Annotated in this window: 16 protein-coding genes; 8 read left to right on the top strand and 8 right to left on the bottom strand. The window is 69.4% G+C overall.

Annotated elements, in window-relative coordinates:
- The first annotated feature begins 18 nt into the window (after window positions 1–18).
- The 5 genes from ABIA71_RS19135 to ABIA71_RS19115 all read left to right on the top strand — a co-directional run bounded on the left by ABIA71_RS19135 (window position 19) and on the right by ABIA71_RS19115 (window position 6,181).
- Window positions 19–930, top strand: a complete 912-nt coding sequence (locus ABIA71_RS19135; RefSeq protein ID WP_354287370.1) for a LysR family transcriptional regulator — start codon at window positions 19–21, stop codon at window positions 928–930.
- Between the two features lie 155 nt (window positions 931–1,085).
- Entirely contained in the window at window positions 1,086–1,862 is a 777-nt protein-coding gene (locus tag ABIA71_RS19130; protein ID WP_354287369.1) for a DeoR/GlpR family DNA-binding transcription regulator, read from the top strand.
- Between the two features lie 7 nt (window positions 1,863–1,869).
- Window positions 1,870–3,018 carry an MFS transporter gene (locus ABIA71_RS19125; protein ID WP_128097755.1) on the top strand — a complete coding sequence of 383 codons (1,149 nt, stop codon included), beginning with the start codon at window positions 1,870–1,872 and terminating at the stop codon, window positions 3,016–3,018.
- Window positions 3,019–3,210: 192 nt separating this feature from the next.
- Entirely contained in the window at window positions 3,211–5,301 is a 2,091-nt protein-coding gene (locus tag ABIA71_RS19120; RefSeq protein WP_354287367.1) for a TonB-dependent receptor family protein, read from the top strand.
- A gap of 52 nt (window positions 5,302–5,353) precedes the next feature.
- Window positions 5,354–6,181, top strand: coding sequence for an isocitrate lyase/PEP mutase family protein (locus tag ABIA71_RS19115; RefSeq protein WP_354287365.1), 828 nt, complete (start codon window positions 5,354–5,356; stop codon window positions 6,179–6,181).
- Window positions 6,182–6,187: 6 nt separating this feature from the next.
- On the opposite strand, the gene ABIA71_RS19110 is transcribed toward ABIA71_RS19115, so the two are convergent.
- Window positions 6,188–6,508: an SMR family transporter gene (locus ABIA71_RS19110; protein WP_354287363.1), complete on the bottom strand. Its 321-nt coding sequence runs from the start codon at window positions 6,506–6,508 to the stop codon at window positions 6,188–6,190.
- Window positions 6,505–6,876: a DMT family transporter gene (locus ABIA71_RS19105; protein ID WP_354287361.1), complete on the bottom strand. Its 372-nt coding sequence runs from the start codon at window positions 6,874–6,876 to the stop codon at window positions 6,505–6,507. The genes ABIA71_RS19110 and ABIA71_RS19105 overlap by 4 nt, the downstream gene beginning before the upstream one ends.
- Before the next feature lie 213 nt (window positions 6,877–7,089).
- Here ABIA71_RS19105 and ABIA71_RS19100 point away from each other — a divergent pair, with 213 nt between their 5' ends.
- Window positions 7,090–7,953 (top strand): LysR family transcriptional regulator, encoded by an 864-nt coding sequence (locus ABIA71_RS19100; protein WP_354287359.1) that lies wholly within the window; start codon window positions 7,090–7,092, stop codon window positions 7,951–7,953.
- A 167-nt stretch (window positions 7,954–8,120) separates the two neighbouring features.
- On the opposite strand, the gene ABIA71_RS19095 is transcribed toward ABIA71_RS19100, so the two are convergent.
- The 4 genes from ABIA71_RS19095 to ABIA71_RS19080 all read right to left on the bottom strand — a co-directional run bounded on the left by ABIA71_RS19095 (window position 8,121) and on the right by ABIA71_RS19080 (window position 11,019).
- Window positions 8,121–9,038 carry a M14 family metallopeptidase gene (locus ABIA71_RS19095; protein WP_354287357.1) on the bottom strand — a complete coding sequence of 306 codons (918 nt, stop codon included), beginning with the start codon at window positions 9,036–9,038 and terminating at the stop codon, window positions 8,121–8,123.
- Window positions 9,039–9,103: 65 nt separating this feature from the next.
- Window positions 9,104–9,760 carry an SDR family oxidoreductase gene (locus ABIA71_RS19090; protein WP_354287356.1) on the bottom strand — a complete coding sequence of 219 codons (657 nt, stop codon included), beginning with the start codon at window positions 9,758–9,760 and terminating at the stop codon, window positions 9,104–9,106.
- 63 nt (window positions 9,761–9,823) lie between these two features.
- Complete coding sequence (locus ABIA71_RS19085; protein ID WP_354287354.1) at window positions 9,824–10,495, bottom strand: class I SAM-dependent methyltransferase; 672 nt, start codon at window positions 10,493–10,495, stop codon at window positions 9,824–9,826.
- 59 nt (window positions 10,496–10,554) lie between these two features.
- Window positions 10,555–11,019, bottom strand: a complete 465-nt coding sequence (locus ABIA71_RS19080) for a (R)-mandelonitrile lyase (RefSeq protein ID WP_354287352.1) — start codon at window positions 11,017–11,019, stop codon at window positions 10,555–10,557.
- A 187-nt stretch (window positions 11,020–11,206) separates the two neighbouring features.
- On the opposite strand from ABIA71_RS19080, the gene ABIA71_RS19075 reads away from it, so the two are divergent.
- Complete coding sequence (locus tag ABIA71_RS19075) at window positions 11,207–12,100, top strand: LysR family transcriptional regulator (RefSeq protein ID WP_354287350.1); 894 nt, start codon at window positions 11,207–11,209, stop codon at window positions 12,098–12,100.
- Between the two features lie 157 nt (window positions 12,101–12,257).
- On the opposite strand, the gene ABIA71_RS19070 is transcribed toward ABIA71_RS19075, so the two are convergent.
- Window positions 12,258–13,235, bottom strand: coding sequence for a zinc-binding dehydrogenase (locus tag ABIA71_RS19070; RefSeq protein WP_354287348.1), 978 nt, complete (start codon window positions 13,233–13,235; stop codon window positions 12,258–12,260).
- 89 nt (window positions 13,236–13,324) lie between these two features.
- The gene (locus ABIA71_RS19065; RefSeq protein ID WP_159496862.1) at window positions 13,325–14,098 is read right to left on the bottom strand and encodes a TspO-related membrane protein; all 774 of its coding nucleotides are present in this window, start codon (window positions 14,096–14,098) and stop codon (window positions 13,325–13,327) included.
- A 329-nt stretch (window positions 14,099–14,427) separates the two neighbouring features.
- On the opposite strand from ABIA71_RS19065, the gene ABIA71_RS19060 reads away from it, so the two are divergent.
- The gene (locus ABIA71_RS19060) at window positions 14,428–15,252 is read left to right on the top strand and encodes an alpha/beta fold hydrolase (RefSeq protein ID WP_354287346.1); all 825 of its coding nucleotides are present in this window, start codon (window positions 14,428–14,430) and stop codon (window positions 15,250–15,252) included.
- Window positions 15,253–15,498 lie beyond the last annotated feature (246 nt).

The raw sequence follows: 15,498 nt of genomic DNA, 5'->3' as shown, positions 1-15,498 counted from the left end.
ACCAACGACGAACAATCCATGGATCGCCTGGACCAACTGCGCAGCTTCCTGCGCGTCGCCGAACTGGGCTCGTTCACCGGCGCGGCCGACAGCCTGGGCCTGCCCAAGGCCAGCGTGTCGTTGGCCGTGCAGCGATTGGAGGCGGAGGTGGGCGTGCAGTTGCTGCACCGGACCACCCGCCGGGTACGGCTGAGCGCCGACGGCCTGCAGTTCCAGCAGCGCGCCCGTGACCTGCTGGACGACATGGAAGAGCTGCAGGGCATGTTCCGCCGCGACACCAGCCAGCTCAAGGGTCGGCTGCGGGTGGACATGTCCAGCGGCCTGGCCCGTCAGCTGGTGATCCCGCACCTGCCCGGCTTCCTTGCGCAGCATCCGGGGCTGGAGATCGAGCTCAGCGGCACCGACCGCCGCGTCGACCTCATTCGCGAAGGCTTCGACTGCGTGCTGCGGGTAGGCAGCCTGGACGACAACACGCTGGTGGCCCGACCACTGGGCAACATGCAGATCGTCAACTGCGCCAGCCCGGCGTATCTCGCCGCGCGCGGCACCCCACACACGCTCGCCGACCTGCACGATCACGCGCTGATCCACTACGTAGGCACGCTGGGCCAGCGCTCGCCGGGCTTCGAGTACCCCGATGACCAGGGCGGCTACCGCAGCCTGCCGATGCGCGGGGCGGTCACGGTCAACAGTGGCGAGGGCTACAACGCCGCCGCACTGGCGGGCCTGGGCATCATCCAGGTGCCGCGGCTGGGCGTGCGCCAGGCATTGGCGGCCGGCACCCTGGTGGAGGTGCTGCCCCAGCTCGCCGCCGAGCCGATGCCGGTAACGTTGTTGTACGCGCAGCGCCGCCACCTGCCCCACCGGGTCACCGCGTTCATGGACTGGGTGGCCGGAGTGATCCAGCCGGAACTGCTCCGCGCGGACTGACACCGCACCGCAATCGCGCACAATCACGCATACATTTGTGCGCGTTATTGCGCACTGTTCTGCGCCTTCGTGTATATTCACCCTACAAATCGGGTGATCCTCCGCGCGTTCATGCATGGTTCTCCGGTTTTGTACACAACGCCTCGAGAACCCGCATGAATCCTGAAGCCCTCCCCGGCGAACGCCAACAGACCATCCTCCGCCTGCTACGCGAGCAGGGCCGCGTGTTCTCGGCCCAGCTTGCGCTGCAGATGGGCGTCTCCGAGGACTCGATTCGCCGCGACCTGCGCGATCTGGCCAGCCAGGGTCTGTGCCGCAAGGTATACGGCGGCGCGCTGCCGGCGGCCCCGGAGTTCCCGCCGCTGGCCGACCGCCATGCCCTGCAGCGCGAACAGAAGCAGGCGTTGGCGCGTGCGGCCGCCCTGCATGTGCGTCCGGGTGAGCAGGTGCTGCTGGATGCCGGTTCCACCAACAGTGCCATCGCCGCGTGCCTGCCCGACAACCAGGGCCTGCGAGTGATCACCAATGCCCCGGACATTGCGCTGCTGCTGATGGCGCGCAGCGGGTTCGAGGTCACCCTGATCGGCGGCCGGCTGGATCCGCGGATCGGCGCGGCCGTGGGCGCGCAGGCGCTGGAAGCGATCGCCGCGTTGCGCGTGGATGTGTGCTTCATCGGCACCTGTGCGGTGGATGCCGACGCCGGGTTGTGGGCCGTGGATGGCGAGGAGGCCGCGTTGAAGCGGGCCATGCTCGGTGCCAGCAGCCGCTGCGTGGTGGTGGCCAGCAACGAAAAGCTGGGCGCGCAGGCTTCGCACCGGATCGGCGCGGTCGACCAGATCGACGTGCTGGTGCTGGAGGCCGATGCCCCGCCCGCGCAGGCCGAGGCGTTCGCGCGCCGCGGCGTCGACATCCACCACGCCGCGGCGGAGTGAGCCCGATATGTCCACGCTGACCCACGCATCCCTGGCCGGTACCCGCGTCGAACAACACGCCACCCGCGCCGCCTTCTTCCTACCCGGCTTCGCCACTGCCGCCTGGGCGCCGCTGGTACCGTTCGCCAAGACCCGCACCGGGCTGGACGAGGGCTCGCTGGGCCTGGTGCTGCTGTGCCTGGGCGCAGGCTCCCTGCTGGCGATGCCGTTGGCCGGCATCTTCGCTGCCCGCCATGGGTGCCGCGCGGTGATGATCGGCACCCTGTTGATGGTGATCGCCAGCCTGCCGCTGCTGGCCATCGCCCCCTCGCCCTGGACGCTGGGCCTGGCCCTGTTCGTGTTCGGCGCCGGGGTGGGCGCGTGCGACTGCACGATGAACATCCAGGCGGTCATGGTCGAGCGTGACAGCGGCCGGCCGATGATGTCCGGCTTCCACGCCTTCTACAGCATCGGCGGCGCGGTTGGCGCCGCGGCGATGACCGGGCTGCTCGCGCTGCACCTGCCGCCGTGGCTGGTGTGCCTGCTGGCCGTCGCGGTGATGGCTGCGCTGCTGGCCCTGTCGCTGCCGTACTGGCGGCGCGACAAGGCGCCGGCCGGTGCCCCGGTGTTCGCGGTGCCGCATGGGGTGGTGCTGGGCATCGGCGTGCTGTGTTTCGTGGCCTTCCTGGCCGAGGGCGCCATGCTGGACTGGAGCGCGGTATTCCTGCACGAGGTTCAGCAGGTGCCGCCGTCGCACGCCGGGCTGGGCTTCATGACGTTCGCCATCGCCATGACGGTGACCCGCCTGGTCGGCGACGGCGTGGTGGCCGCGCTGGGGCGGCACCGCGCCATCCTGCTCGGCAGCCTGGTGGCCGCCGGTGGTTTCGCGCTGGTCACCTTTGCCACGCTGCTGCCGCTGGCGTTGCTGGGCTATGCGCTGATCGGGCTCGGCTGCGCCAACATCGTGCCGGCGCTGTTCTCGATGGCCGGCAACCAGAAGGCGATGCCGGAAAGCCTGGCGATTCCGGCGATCACCACGCTCGGTTACGCCGGTGTACTGGCAGGCCCCGCCTTCATCGGGTTCGTGGCGCAGGCCAGCAGCCTGGTGTTCGCCTTCTGCTTGGTGGCTGTTGCGTTGGCTGGCATCGGCATCGCCGCACGCTGGGTACGGGCCTAGCCGACACCGCACCGCCGCGGGGCGACGCTGAACGCCCCGTGCGATGCGCATGATTCGCATTTCCGGTAGGATCCGCCGGCGTTCGCCCCCACTACCGGAAGTGTCGTGCCCATGTTGCCCCGTTCGTCCTGCCCGCGACCGTCGCCGATCGCGTGCGCGCTTGTTGCTGCCCTCGCCGCCCTGCCGTGTGTGGTGAGTGCGCAATCGGCCACCCCGACCGACCTGGATGCGGTCACCGTCACCGGCAACTGGCTGGACAACCCGACCGAGGCCAAGCTGCTCGACCACCCCGGCGCGCGCAGCATCGTTGAATCCCAACGCATCGCCGAAAGCGGCGCGACCAGCGTGCGCGACGTGCTGCGCCAGATCCCCGGCGTGCAGGTGCAGGAAAGCAACGGCACCGGCGGCAGCGATGTTTCGCTCAACGTCGGCGTGCGCGGTCTGACCTCGCGCCTGTCGCCGCGCTCCTATGTGCTGATGGACGGCGTGCCGATGTCGTATGCACCCTACGGCCAGCCGCAGCTGTCGCTGGCCCCGGTAGCGCTGGGCAACCTGGAATCGGTGGACGTGGTGCGCGGCGCCGGCTCGGTGCGCTACGGGCCACAGAACGTGGGCGGCATCATCAACTTCGTGACCCGCGCCATTCCGACCGAATTCGCCGGCACGCTGGGTTTCAGCAGCGAACTGTACGGCCGCAGCGGCCACCTGAAGACCGTGCCCAGCCTGTTCGTGGGCGGCACCACCGATGGCGGCCTGGGCATGGCGCTGCTGTATTCTGGCACCCATGGCGAGGGCTGGCGCAGCAGCAACGACAGCACCGACATCGACGATGTGCTGCTCAAGGCGTCCTACGCGCTGGGTAACGCCGGCGACCTGGCGCTGTCGCTGCATCATTTTGAAGGCAGCGGCCGCATGCCGGGCGGGCTGACCAGCGCTCAGTACGCGGCCGACCCGTTCCAGTCCACCCGCCCCTACGACGTGTTCAATGGCCGCCGTAGCGACGGGTCGCTGAAATACACCTGGACCGACGGCAGCAACAACGTCGAGGTGCTGGGCTACTACGTCGATTCGTTCCGCGGCAGCTATATCGAACAGGACGGCAGCGGTGCCAGCAACGGCCAGCGCCGGCTCACCGCCGCGCCGCGCAGCTACCACTACCTGGGCGTGGAGCCGCGGTATTCGCGCCTGTTCACCACCGGCACGGTGGTGCAGGAAATCAGCGTGGGCTACCGCTACCTCAAGGAAGCCAGCAGCGAAGTGGCCTCGCGCACCGGCTATTACCGGCCCGCCGCAGCCGTGGCCGGTTTCGACCTGCCGCTGCTGCCGTACCAGACCAGCCGCGGCGGTACGACTGCCAACGCGTTCTACATCGACGACCGGATCGATATCGGCAACTGGACACTCACCCCGGGCGTGCGCGTGGAAGACATCCGCACCTTCAATACCGTGACCAACCTGGCCACCAGTGGCGCGGTCACCAGCGTGCTGACCCCGAGCATCACCTCGCGGGAAACCCTGCCGACGCTGTCGGTGCTGTACCGGCTGAATGATGCCTGGTCGCTGTTCGCCAACGGCGGCAAGTCGTTCGGGCCGCAGCAGTACAGCCAGCTGGCCTCGACCACCGAAGGCCTGCATCCGGAATCGGCGACGACCTATGAGCTGGGCACCCATTTCAACGGTGCGCTGCTGAGTGGCGAGTTCACCCTGTTCAATGTCGATTTCGACAAGGAGCTGCAGCTGGCACGCTCGATCGTCGGCGAAGGCATGTGGACCGACCTGGGCGCCACCCGCCACCGCGGCGCCGAATCGGCACTGCGGGTGGAAATGGGCCAGCTCAGTGACGCACTGGCGGGCCTGCAGCTGTCGATGACCTACACCTGGACCGAGGCTACCGCCCGCGCCGGTGTGTTCGCCGGCCGCGACCTGCCGCTCTACTCCCGCCAGGTGGGCTCGTTCGGCGCCCGCTACGCGATCGACCGCTGGACCTTCAATGCCGACCTGTTCGCCCAGTCCGGGCAGCGCTCGCCCGGCACCCCGACCGAAGGCGCGGCCTACGTGACCGCCGAAGATCCGACCGGCCGCCTCGGCGACATCCCGGGCTATTCCACCCTGGCGGTCCGCGCCGGGTACGACTTCGGGCCGGCACTGCATGACCTGAAGCTGGCCATCGGGGTGAAAAACGTGCTGGACCGCCGCTACTACACCCGCTCCACCGACAACAACGGCGGCAAGTTCGTCGGCCAGCCACGCACCGTGTACCTGCAGGGCACGATCGGGTTCTGAGCGGCCCCCGCAAGGGCGGTACCATCGTCGAACCGCCCACCGGGTCCGCGCCATGACCACCCTGCCCTTCGATCCCCGCCCCCGCCGCGCGGCCTTCCGCGCCCTGCATGCGGCCGGCTGTTTCGTGTTGCCCAACCCGTGGGACGTGGGCAGTGCGCGCTATCTGCACGGGCTCGGGTTCGCTGCGCTGGCCAGCACCAGTTCCGGCGTGGCATGGAGCCAGGGCAAGCCGGATGGGCAGCTCTCACTGGATGAGACGCTGGCCCACCTGCGCGAACTGGCCGCCGCCACGCCACTGCCGGTGAATGCCGATTTCGGCGACGGCTTCGGCGCGGATGCCGCAGCGGTGGAGCGTGCCGTGGAACAGGCCATCGCCACCGGCGTGGCCGGGCTGTCCATTGAAGACGCCAGTGGCGATGCCGCTGCGCCGCTGCGTCCGCTCGACGAGGCGGTGGCACGGGTGCGCGCCGCACGCGCCGCCATCGACCGCAGTGGCGAAGACGTGCTGCTGATCGGCCGGGCCGAGAATTTCTTTGTCGGCCGCCCCGACCTCGACGATGCCATCGCGCGGCTGCGCGCCTACGCCGCGGCCGGCGCGGACTGCCTGTATGCGCCGGGCATCAGCACCCGTGAGCAGATCGACGCGGTGGTTGCCGCGGTAGCCCCGAAGCCGGTGAACCTGCTGGTGGGCAGCGCCGTGCCGTTCACGCTGCAGGATATCGCCGCCATGGGCGTGCGCCGGGTCAGCGTGGGCGGCGCGATGGCGCGCAGCGCGTGGGGCGGGATGATGCGCGCCTCGACACTGCTGGCCGACGAAGGGCGTTTCGATGGCTTTGCCGATGCGGCGTCCGGGGCGGCGCTGAACCAGCTGTTCCGCTGAGCGCCTTCAGTGGCTGGACAGCACCACCACCGCGCCGGTGACCAGCGCGATGCCGATCCAGCCGATTGGACGCAGCCGGTTGCCGAACAGCACGCGCCCGCAGAGGGCCGTGCCGATCACGCCGATCGCGCCCCACATCGCATAGGCGGTGGCCAGGTCCATGCTCTTGACCGCCTGGCCGAGTAGCGCGAACGCCACCCACACCATCATGATGGCGGCGATGCCCCAGCCCGGTTTACGGAAACCGTCGGACTTGGCGACCATCATGTTGGCCGCGATGTCGATCAAGGCCGAGCAGACCACGAACAGGAAGGCGGTGAGGTTCATGCCGCGTGCTCCTCGCCCAGGGTGACGCAGACGATGCCGGCTGCCGCCATCCCCAGGCCGATCATCTGCTGCACCGACAGGCTCTCCTTGAACACGAACATGCCGACCAGGGTCAGCAGGGTCAGGCCGAGGCCTTCCCACACCGCGTAGGCGACCCCGACGGCGATGGCGCGCACCGACAAGGCGAGGAAGTAGTACGAAATAGCCAGGGCCACGGCCATGACGACATAACCGGCGTAGCCGCCGTGCCGGGCGGCATCGGCCATGAACGAGGTGCCGACCACTTCGGCGACGATCGCCACGGTCAGGCAGGCCCAGGCGATCAGGCCGCCACGGGCACGGGGTTGCGAATGCACCTGTGTGTGCATGGAAAGCTCCTTGATTGCGGCCGGTGCGCGCGGGCACCGGGGCACCGGCCGGGATGGCGGATGCGCGTGCGTCGCTGCTGGCCGGGTGAACGTGGGTGGCCACACCCACGTGGTCGGAACGCGGCCGGCCGATGGCACCCGAGCGACGCGGCGATTATCATCGCCTTTTCCATCAGACCAAAGATGGAACCCATCCCAAAAGGCGATACATCCATGCGCTATGGCCCCGAATCCCTGCACGCCTTCGTGGAAGCTGCGGCACTTGGCTCTTTCTCCGCCGCGGCACGCCGCCTGAAGAAAACCCAGTCGACGATCAGCACGGCGGTGGCGACCCTGGAGGCCGACCTTGGCCTCACCCTGTTCGACCGCAGCGGCCGCTACCCGGTCCTCACCGAAGACGGCCGCAAGGTGCTGGGCCACGTGCAGGAGATTCTTGCCGCCGCCGAGCGCCTGGAACAGCTGAGCATCCGCCTGGGCGACGCGGTCGAGCCCCGGCTGAGCGTGGTGTTCTCCGACATTTACCAGCTCAACCCCGACCACCACCTGTTGCAGCGCTTCGAACAGCGGTTTCCCGACATCGAGCTCGAATGGCTGGACGCCGAAGGCAGCGACGTACTGGAGGTCGTGCAGCGGGACCGCGCGCACCTGGGGCTGGTGCCGCAGCAGGCGCAGTACCCGTCCGACCTGACGGTGCGTGCGCTGCCGCTGCGCGCGGAAATGGCGGTGTTCGTGGCGAAGCAGCACGCGCTGGCGCAGATCGCTGCCCCGGACGAATCGCACCTGGCCAGCCATCGCCGGATCTGCCTGAGCGGCGACGATCAGCGCAGCGGCCCCGCCCGTGGGCGCAGCTGGTCGGCGACGGATTACCTGATGGTGCTGGAGATGGCCGAAGACGGCTTCGGCTGGGCCGAACTGCCGCGCACCCTGGTCGCCCGCTACGGGCGCGGGCAACTGGTGGAACTGGCCCTACCCGGCTGGCCGAAGCTGGTGGCGTGCGACGCGGTGTGGCGCAAGGGCGGAACACTGGGGCCGGCCGCGCTGTGGCTGCTGGACGAATTCCTGCACCGCACCACGTAGAGCGGGGCTCTGCCCCGCTGCCGCGCTTGCCCCGTAGAGCGGGGGCTCTGCCCCGCTGCCGCGCTTGCCGGGCAGAGCCCGGCACTACGCGCCGGATCTGACGCTTGCCGGCCAGAGCCCGGCACTACGTGCTGCGCTTCGCGGTCGCGGTCACCCGCTACGCTCGTTCAATGCGCCAGCGCGTACTCGATGGCCGCGCAGATCGCCGCCACCTGCGCATCGTTGCACTGCTGCGGGGTGGCGCGCGGGCTGTCCGGGTACACCTCGGTGGTGGTGGTGTACCTGGCACCACTGACGCTGGCGCACAGGCCCAGCTTCTCCAGCGGGTACTCGATCACGCCAGGGGCCACCACCGGCGAACCGATGATCTCGCCCTTGTCGTCGGCCGGGGCGATGTGGGTCACCCGCTCGACCGCGGCATTGACGGCGGTCTGGAGCGCCGGCTGCGGGTTTTCGCTGTCATCCACCAGATAGAAGCCATCCGGAATCAGCCCAGGCGCGAACGGCTTGCCGTCGCGCGCGGCCAAGGCCGGGCGGAACTCGGTTTCATCGCTGTCGGTGGTTTCGTGCAGATCGATATGCATGGCGATGCTGCCGCGCAGCGGCGCGACCAGGGCGATCAGCGCGGCCGATTCGGCGGCCGGGCTGTTGGCCATGAAGGAGCGGTTCGGATCAATCGCATCGGCGTTCCAGCGCTGGATGCGCTCGTAGCCCCACGGGCTGACGCAGGGCACCACCAGCAGATTGGCGCGCCCGGCGTAGTCGGCCGCACGGGTCCGCAGGAACTGCAGCGCGCCCTGCACGCCACTGGTTTCGTAGCCGTGGATGCCACCGGTGACCAGCATTGTTGGCAGCGCCGGGTTCCAGTCGCGGCTGCGCACGGCGAACAGCGGGTATTGGTCCGGGGCGTATGCCAGCGTGCCGTACTGGGTCACGTCGAAGGCGTCGCGCAGCGCCTCGACGGCCGGCACCACGTCGTCGGCATAGCGCCGCTGCGGTACCTGGCGAGCACGCCACTGCGCCTTCTCCGCTGCGCCCCAGGGCTGGCCGGGGGTGCCGATGGGATAGAAGGGGGCGTCGTTCATGGCGTGCTCGTCTGTGGTGCGATGTGGAAGCGCGATTTTATCACTGCCGCACCGGGCGGCCCCGCTTACGGCCGGGCAAGCCGCGCGATCACCTCACCGACAGGCTGGTCGCCTTCGGTCAGCTCGATGATCGTGCGACGCACGTCGGGGTGTTCCACCAGCGCGACCAGCGTGGCGGCGACATCGGCGCGCGGGACCTCGCCATATGCGATCGCCAGGCCCGCGGTGACGCGTCCGGTGCCCGACGCATCGTTCAAGGTGCCCGGGCGCAGGATCACCCAGTCCAGATCGGTCGCGGCCAGATACACATCCGCGCGCTTCTTGACCGTCATGTAATTCTCGAAACCCTCGCCCATCGCCTTGTTGCGGCCGGCTTCCGGGAACGCCGACACCAGTAGGAAGCGGCGCACGCCGGCCTGTCGGGCGGCATCGACGGCCAGTTCCAGACCGCGGCCGTCGATGGCGTTGGTTACTTCAACACCGGCACCGCCCGCACCGGCGGTGAAGACGACGACGTCACTTCCCGCCATCTGCCCCGCCAGGGTGCCCACGTCGGTGGCGGTGAGATCACCGGTGACCGGCGTTGCGCCAAGGGCGCCCAGTTCAGCGCCCTGCTCGGCACGACGATGCAGGGCCAGCACGCGATGCTGTTTGTCGGCCAGTTGCTTGACGAGATGACGCCCCACCTTGCCGGCGGCGCCGATGATGAACACCTGGGCCATGCTGTTCTCCTGATACGTACCAGCACCCAGCGTAGCCACCGCGGCGTGACCATGCCGTGGCGCTTACGCCAGCGCGAGCCAGCCGCGGAATCCCAAGCCTTGGTAGAAACTCTCGACCCGGCTGAAACCGGCCTCGCGCAGCAGTGCCTCGTCCTGCGCCGGCGACAAGATATGCACGTGCTCGGCGACGGCGGCGCGACCGTGCTCGGCCTGTTCCGGCGTGATCCCGGAGGACACCGCAAAGGCAGCGTAGCGTCGCAGCCAGCGCGCACGCGCACCGCCATCCTGGTCGAAGCTCATGTGCGCCACCACCAGCGGCGCGCCCGGACGCAAGCGCCGATGCAACGCACCCAGCGTCGGCACGCGTTCCTGCGGCGGCACGAAATGCAGGGTGAGCAGGCAGGCCGCCGCATCGAACGGCCCGTCGGGCGCCACGTCGATGTAGCCGTGGTGCAGGTGCGCGCGGTGCGCATCCTCGCCCATCGTGCGGGCCGCCAGCGCCAGCATCGCCGCCGAAGGATCCACGCCATCGAACCGCCAGTGCGGCTGCGCCTGCGCGAAGGTGCGCAGCTCCAGGCCACCGCCGGCACCCAGCACCAGCACGCGGGCATCGGCCGGCACCGTTTCGGCCAGCAACTGCGTGCACATCCGCTGCAGGTCGCCGAACCCCGGCACCAGCCGGGGTGGGCGTTCTGCGTAGCGGGCTACGGCATCGGGGTCGGCGTAGGCATCCATTAGGCGTACCTTATTTCATGTAACTGGTGCAGTTACATTAACGCCGGTCGCTCGCCATGTCACCCGCCGGTGTACTGCGTTTCGCTGACCTGCTCCATCCAGGTCACCGGTGAGCCATCGACTGCTTCGGCGATGGCGATATGGGTCATGGCCACCGTCGCCGTGGCACCGTGCCAGTGCTTCACCCCCGGCGCGATCCACACCACGTCGCCGGGCCGGATCTCCTGCACCGGCTTGCCCCACTCCTGCACGCTGCCCACCCCGGCGGTGACGATCAGGGTCTGCCCGAGCGGATGGGTGTGCCACGCCGTGCGCGCCCCGGGCTCGAAGGTCACCGTGGCGCCACCCACGCGGGCCGGTGCGGCACGCTGGAACGGCGCATCGATGCGCACCGTGCCGGTGAAATAGTCGGCCGGGCCGGCCGCCGATGCGGTACTCCCGGCGCGGGCGATCTGGATCGGGGCCGCGTCGGCCGGTGCCGTGGCGGCCACCATCGACAGCAGCGAACTGCTCAACAGGTTCATGCGGAACTCCTCGACGTGGAAAACGGACCGACCCACTGTAGTCCCTGTCGCAGCCGTCACTGCCTGCCCCGGCGCGCATGCAGCCATGAGCCGCAATCATCAATCTCCACCAAGGAACGCCTTGTGCTCACCAGTGGCGCGCGCCCATGATGGACCCGCATGAATCGCATGCGCGCCGGACACCGCCATGGCCCGCGAAAACTTCAACGACCTGCAGGTGTTCGTCGCCGTGGCCCGCGAGCGCAGTTTCACCCGGGCCGCCGCCCAGCTCGGCGTCTCGCAGTCCGCGCTGAGCCACACCGTGCGCGGGCTGGAAGAGCGCCTGGGCGTGCGCCTGCTCACCCGCACCACGCGCAGCGTGGCGATGACCGAGGCCGGTGAACGCCTGTACGACACCGTCGCCCCGCGCATGCAGGAGATCGAGGCCGAGCTGGTGGCCATCAGCGACTACCGTGACCATCCGGCCGGCACCATCCGCATCACCACCGCCGAGCACGCGGCCAACAGCATCCTTTGGCCACGCCTGAGCGCGATACTGCCGGCCTACCCCGACCTGCGCGTGGAGCTCACCGTCGACTACGGCCTGGCCGACATCGTGGCGCAGCGGTACGACATCGGCATCCGCCTGGGCGGACGCGTCGCCAACGACATGATCGCGGTGCCGATCAGCGGCCCGCAGCGCATGGCGATCGTGGCCAGCCCGGTCTACTTCGTCCACCACGTCGCACCGCAGGTGCCGGCGGACCTGGCCGAGCACAACTGCATCGGACTGCGCCTGCCCACCCATGGCGGGCTGATGGTGTGGGACCTGCAGAAGGACGGCCAGGACGCCAACGTGCGCGTGGACGGGCAATGGACGTTCAACGGCAGCAGCGCCATCCTGCGCGCCGCCCTGGCCGGCGCGGGCCTGGCCTACCTGCCCGAAGACATGGTGCTGGACCACCTGCAGGCCGGTCGCCTGCGCCGCGTCATGGACGACTGGTGCGACGTGTTCGACGGGTACTACGCCTACTACCCCAGCCGCCGCCAATCCTCCAGCGCACTGCGCGTGGTCATCGACGCCCTGCGCGCAGACCGGTAGAGCCGACCGTTGGTCGGCTATCGCGGGTCCAGCCGGGTAGAGCCGACCGTTGGTCGGCTATCGCAGGTCCAGCCGGGTAGAGCCGACCGTTGGTCGGCTGTCGCGGTGCCCGATCGACGGCAGCCGACCAACGGTCTGCTCTACCGCCGTTAACACCTTACGGACGCAGCAGCACCTTGCCGTTACGGCCCGGCTCCAGGCTGGCCTTGGCGGCGGCCGCCACCTCATCCAGGCCGTACACACCGTCCACCGGCAGACTCAGCCCGCCACGTGCGGCCAGTTGCAGCAGCTCGCCGACCAGCCGGCGCTTGTCGTCCGCGGCCATCGCCTGGCTCACCTTGCTGCCCCAGAACCCCTTTACCGTGGCCTGCTTGAAGATCACGTCACCCGAGTTGAGCTGCATCGGCTCGCCGGTCATCGAGCCGAACGACACCAGCGTGCCGCCGTCGCCCAGCAGGGTCATCAGCTCGCTGCTGGCACGCCCGCCCACCGAGTCCACCGCCGCGGCGATCGATCCGCCGGCCACCCGCGCCTGCACCTGCGCCATCCAGTCCGACTGCGCGGTGGAGATCGTGTTGTCGATGCCCAGCGCCTCCATTTCCGCCACGCCGGCATCGCGCCGCACCAGGTTCACGCAGTGCACGCCGCGTGCCTTGGACAACATCGCCAGCGCCTTGCCGACCGCGCCATTGGCCGCGTTCTGCAGGATCCACTGGCCCTCGCGCACCTGCAGGAACTCCAGCAGCATCAGCGCGCTCAGCGGCATCGCGATCAGCTGCGCCGCGGTTTCATCATCGATCGCGTCCGGCATCGGAATGACCATCTTCGCCTGTGCGATGAACTGCTCGGCCCAGGTGCCATGCACGGATGCGGCGCTGACCCGCTGGCCTACCGTCAGGCCCTGCACGCCTTCGCCCAGCGCGTCGATCACGCCGGTCGCTTCACTGCCGCCGACCGCCGGCAACGTGGGCTTGTAGCCGTACCTGCCGCGCACGGTCCACAGGTCATGGTTGTGGATGGGGGCCAGCACGGTGCGGATACGCACCTCGCCCGCGCCCGGTTCCGGGGTGGATACCTCACCACCGTGCAGCACGACGGTGGGATCGCCAAAGGTGTCATGCAATGCAACGCGCATGGGAATTCTCCTGTTGCCAGTTCAATGGGGGATTGCCGGGCAGCACCCGGCCCTGCATGGGCACACACGGTGCCCGGAGGTGCGTGACTTCAACGCCGATGGCGGTGCGCGGCCACCACCGGCACGGTCGGATGACGCCACGCCCGCGTGCGCAGCATCAGCGTCTGCAGCACCAGCAGCGCGGCCACTGCCAGCGCCAGCACCGACACCGTATCGGCGCCCGGAAGGCGCCAGCCGGACTGCTTCACGTACACACCCACCAGCGCCCACACCACGGCAGCCGGATAGGCGAAATGCCCGCGCAGGCGCTGGTTCATTGCCCAGGCCAGCAGTGTCGCCAGGGCCAGCAACACCACGCTCCAGCCGAACATGTCGCCGGTGGGCAACCACTGGTAGGCCACGATCACCTGGGCCGTATTGAGGAAGGCCGCCATCGTCAGCCAGCCGGCATGCAACGCCAGCGGATACGCCGCCCAGGCGCGCTGGCCGGCGGTGGCGTCGGTGGGCGCGGCGCGCACGGCGGCCATCAGCAGGCACACCAGCGCGGCCCAGATGATCGCCAGCGCGGGCAGGAACCACTGGTTGGAAAACACCGGCATCCATGCCGCCGTCAGCGCGAACCCGGCCGCCGCCCAGCCACGCACGCCGGGCAGGTCCGGACGGCGTCGGCGCAGCTGCCACAGTCCGAAGATCACGTCCCACAGGAAGATCACGCCCCAGATCGCGAACGCGTAACCGGCGGCGACGAGCAGGGTCGGATAGCGGTCGGAGATCGCGCCATTGGTCGGGCCGAATGCGCCGGATTGCGAGAACCACGACACCACCGGCATGGCCAATGCGGCCAACAACACGATCCAACGCATGCATCCACTCCCACTCAAAGAGCGCTGACGATACGCGGTTACCGGTTAAGGCGGTGGCATGGCCCGCGATGATCGGGCACACCGGTGCAATCGCGAGGGGCGCGCCAGCGCTTTACTGGCGTGGCCGGGCGTTTCGCCGCGGCCCCCACTGGACCGATCCGATGTCGTCATTTCTTCCCGATCGCCCTGGCGATCCCGCCCGGCGGCAGTTCCTGGCCACCGGCATGGCCGTGTCGGCAGCGCTGATGCTGCCTGCCCTGCCGAGCCCGGCGCCTGCCGCGGCACCCGCTCGTTCCCACCCCTACCCCCACTCCACCGGAGATACCCAGATGAGCAGCTACCACACCGTCAAAGACGGCACCCGCATCTTCTACAAAGACTGGGGCCACGGCCAGCCGGTCGTGTTCGCCCATGGCTGGCCGCTCAGCAGCGACGCCTGGGACCCGCAGATGCTGTTCATGGGCCAGCACGGCTACCGCGTGATCGCGCATGATCGCCGCAGCCATGGTCGTTCCACCCAGACCTGGGACGGCAACACCATGGACACTTACGCCGACGACCTGGCCTCGCTGATCGAAGCGCTGGACCTGAAGGACGCCATCCTGGTGGGCCACTCCACCGGTGGCGGCGAGATCGCCCACTACATCGGCCGCCACGGCAGCAAGCGCGTGGCGAAGGCCGTGCTGGTGGGTGCCGTGCCGCCGCAGATGGTGGTCAGCGCCTCCAACCCCGGCGGCCTGCCGATGAGCGTGTTCGACGGCATCCGCGCCGGGGTTGCTGCCGACCGCTCGCAGTTCTACCAGGACCTGACCACGCCGTTCTTCGGCGCCAACCGTGACGGCCACAAGGTCAGCCAGGGTATGCGTGACGCCTTCTGGCTGCAGGGCATGCAGGGCGGTCACAAGGGGCAGTACGACTGCATCCGCGAGTTTTCCGAGGTGGACTACACGCAGGACCTGAAGAAGATCGACGTGCCTACGCTGGTGGTGCATGGCGACGACGACCAGATCGTGCCGATCGATGCGTCGGGCCGGCTGTCGGCGAAGATCGTGGCCAACGCCACGTTGAAGGTGTACCCGGGCGCGCCGCATGGCCTGACGGTGACCCATGCCGATCAGTTCAACCAGGACCTGCTGGCTTTCGCCAAGGCGTAACGCGATGCCACCATGGCCGCACATGGCGCCGGGTTCTACCCGGCGCTTTTTTGGCTCTTCTCCCCTCTGAGGGCAGCGTCTTGTCGCAAGGGGCGCCGCAAAGCCAGCACGACGCACGCTGGAGTCGGGGGGGGGGGGGGGGGGGGGGGGGGGGGGGGGGGGGGGGGGGGGGGGGGGGGGGGGGGGGGGGGGGGGGGGGGGCGGGGGGGGGGCGGGGGGGGGGGGGCGCGGGGGGCGGGGGGCGCG

Source organism: Stenotrophomonas sp. 2619, from assembly GCF_040548725.1.
GTDB lineage: Bacteria > Pseudomonadota > Gammaproteobacteria > Xanthomonadales > Xanthomonadaceae > Stenotrophomonas > Stenotrophomonas maltophilia_AP.
Note: the sequence above shows the minus strand (reverse complement) of the source record. Positions and strands in the feature narration are given on the sequence as shown.

Coding starts and splice junctions, on each gene's coding strand:
- ABIA71_RS19095 (WP_354287357.1), bottom strand. CDS start 9,038: ATGAACGACGCCCCCTTCTATCCCATCGGCACCCCCGGCCAGCCCTGG.
- ABIA71_RS19135 (WP_354287370.1), top strand. CDS start 19: ATGGATCGCCTGGACCAACTGCGCAGCTTCCTGCGCGTCGCCGAACTG.
- ABIA71_RS19110 (WP_354287363.1), bottom strand. CDS start 6,508: ATGAACCTCACCGCCTTCCTGTTCGTGGTCTGCTCGGCCTTGATCGAC.
- ABIA71_RS19125 (WP_128097755.1), top strand. CDS start 1,870: ATGTCCACGCTGACCCACGCATCCCTGGCCGGTACCCGCGTCGAACAA.
- ABIA71_RS19105 (WP_354287361.1), bottom strand. CDS start 6,876: ATGCACACACAGGTGCATTCGCAACCCCGTGCCCGTGGCGGCCTGATC.
- ABIA71_RS19115 (WP_354287365.1), top strand. CDS start 5,354: ATGACCACCCTGCCCTTCGATCCCCGCCCCCGCCGCGCGGCCTTCCGC.
- ABIA71_RS19075 (WP_354287350.1), top strand. CDS start 11,207: ATGGCCCGCGAAAACTTCAACGACCTGCAGGTGTTCGTCGCCGTGGCC.
- ABIA71_RS19060 (WP_354287346.1), top strand. CDS start 14,428: ATGAGCAGCTACCACACCGTCAAAGACGGCACCCGCATCTTCTACAAA.
- ABIA71_RS19065 (WP_159496862.1), bottom strand. CDS start 14,098: ATGCGTTGGATCGTGTTGTTGGCCGCATTGGCCATGCCGGTGGTGTCG.
- ABIA71_RS19100 (WP_354287359.1), top strand. CDS start 7,090: ATGCGCTATGGCCCCGAATCCCTGCACGCCTTCGTGGAAGCTGCGGCA.
- ABIA71_RS19130 (WP_354287369.1), top strand. CDS start 1,086: ATGAATCCTGAAGCCCTCCCCGGCGAACGCCAACAGACCATCCTCCGC.
- ABIA71_RS19090 (WP_354287356.1), bottom strand. CDS start 9,760: ATGGCCCAGGTGTTCATCATCGGCGCCGCCGGCAAGGTGGGGCGTCAT.
- ABIA71_RS19085 (WP_354287354.1), bottom strand. CDS start 10,495: ATGGATGCCTACGCCGACCCCGATGCCGTAGCCCGCTACGCAGAACGC.
- ABIA71_RS19080 (WP_354287352.1), bottom strand. CDS start 11,019: ATGAACCTGTTGAGCAGTTCGCTGCTGTCGATGGTGGCCGCCACGGCA.
- ABIA71_RS19070 (WP_354287348.1), bottom strand. CDS start 13,235: ATGCGCGTTGCATTGCATGACACCTTTGGCGATCCCACCGTCGTGCTG.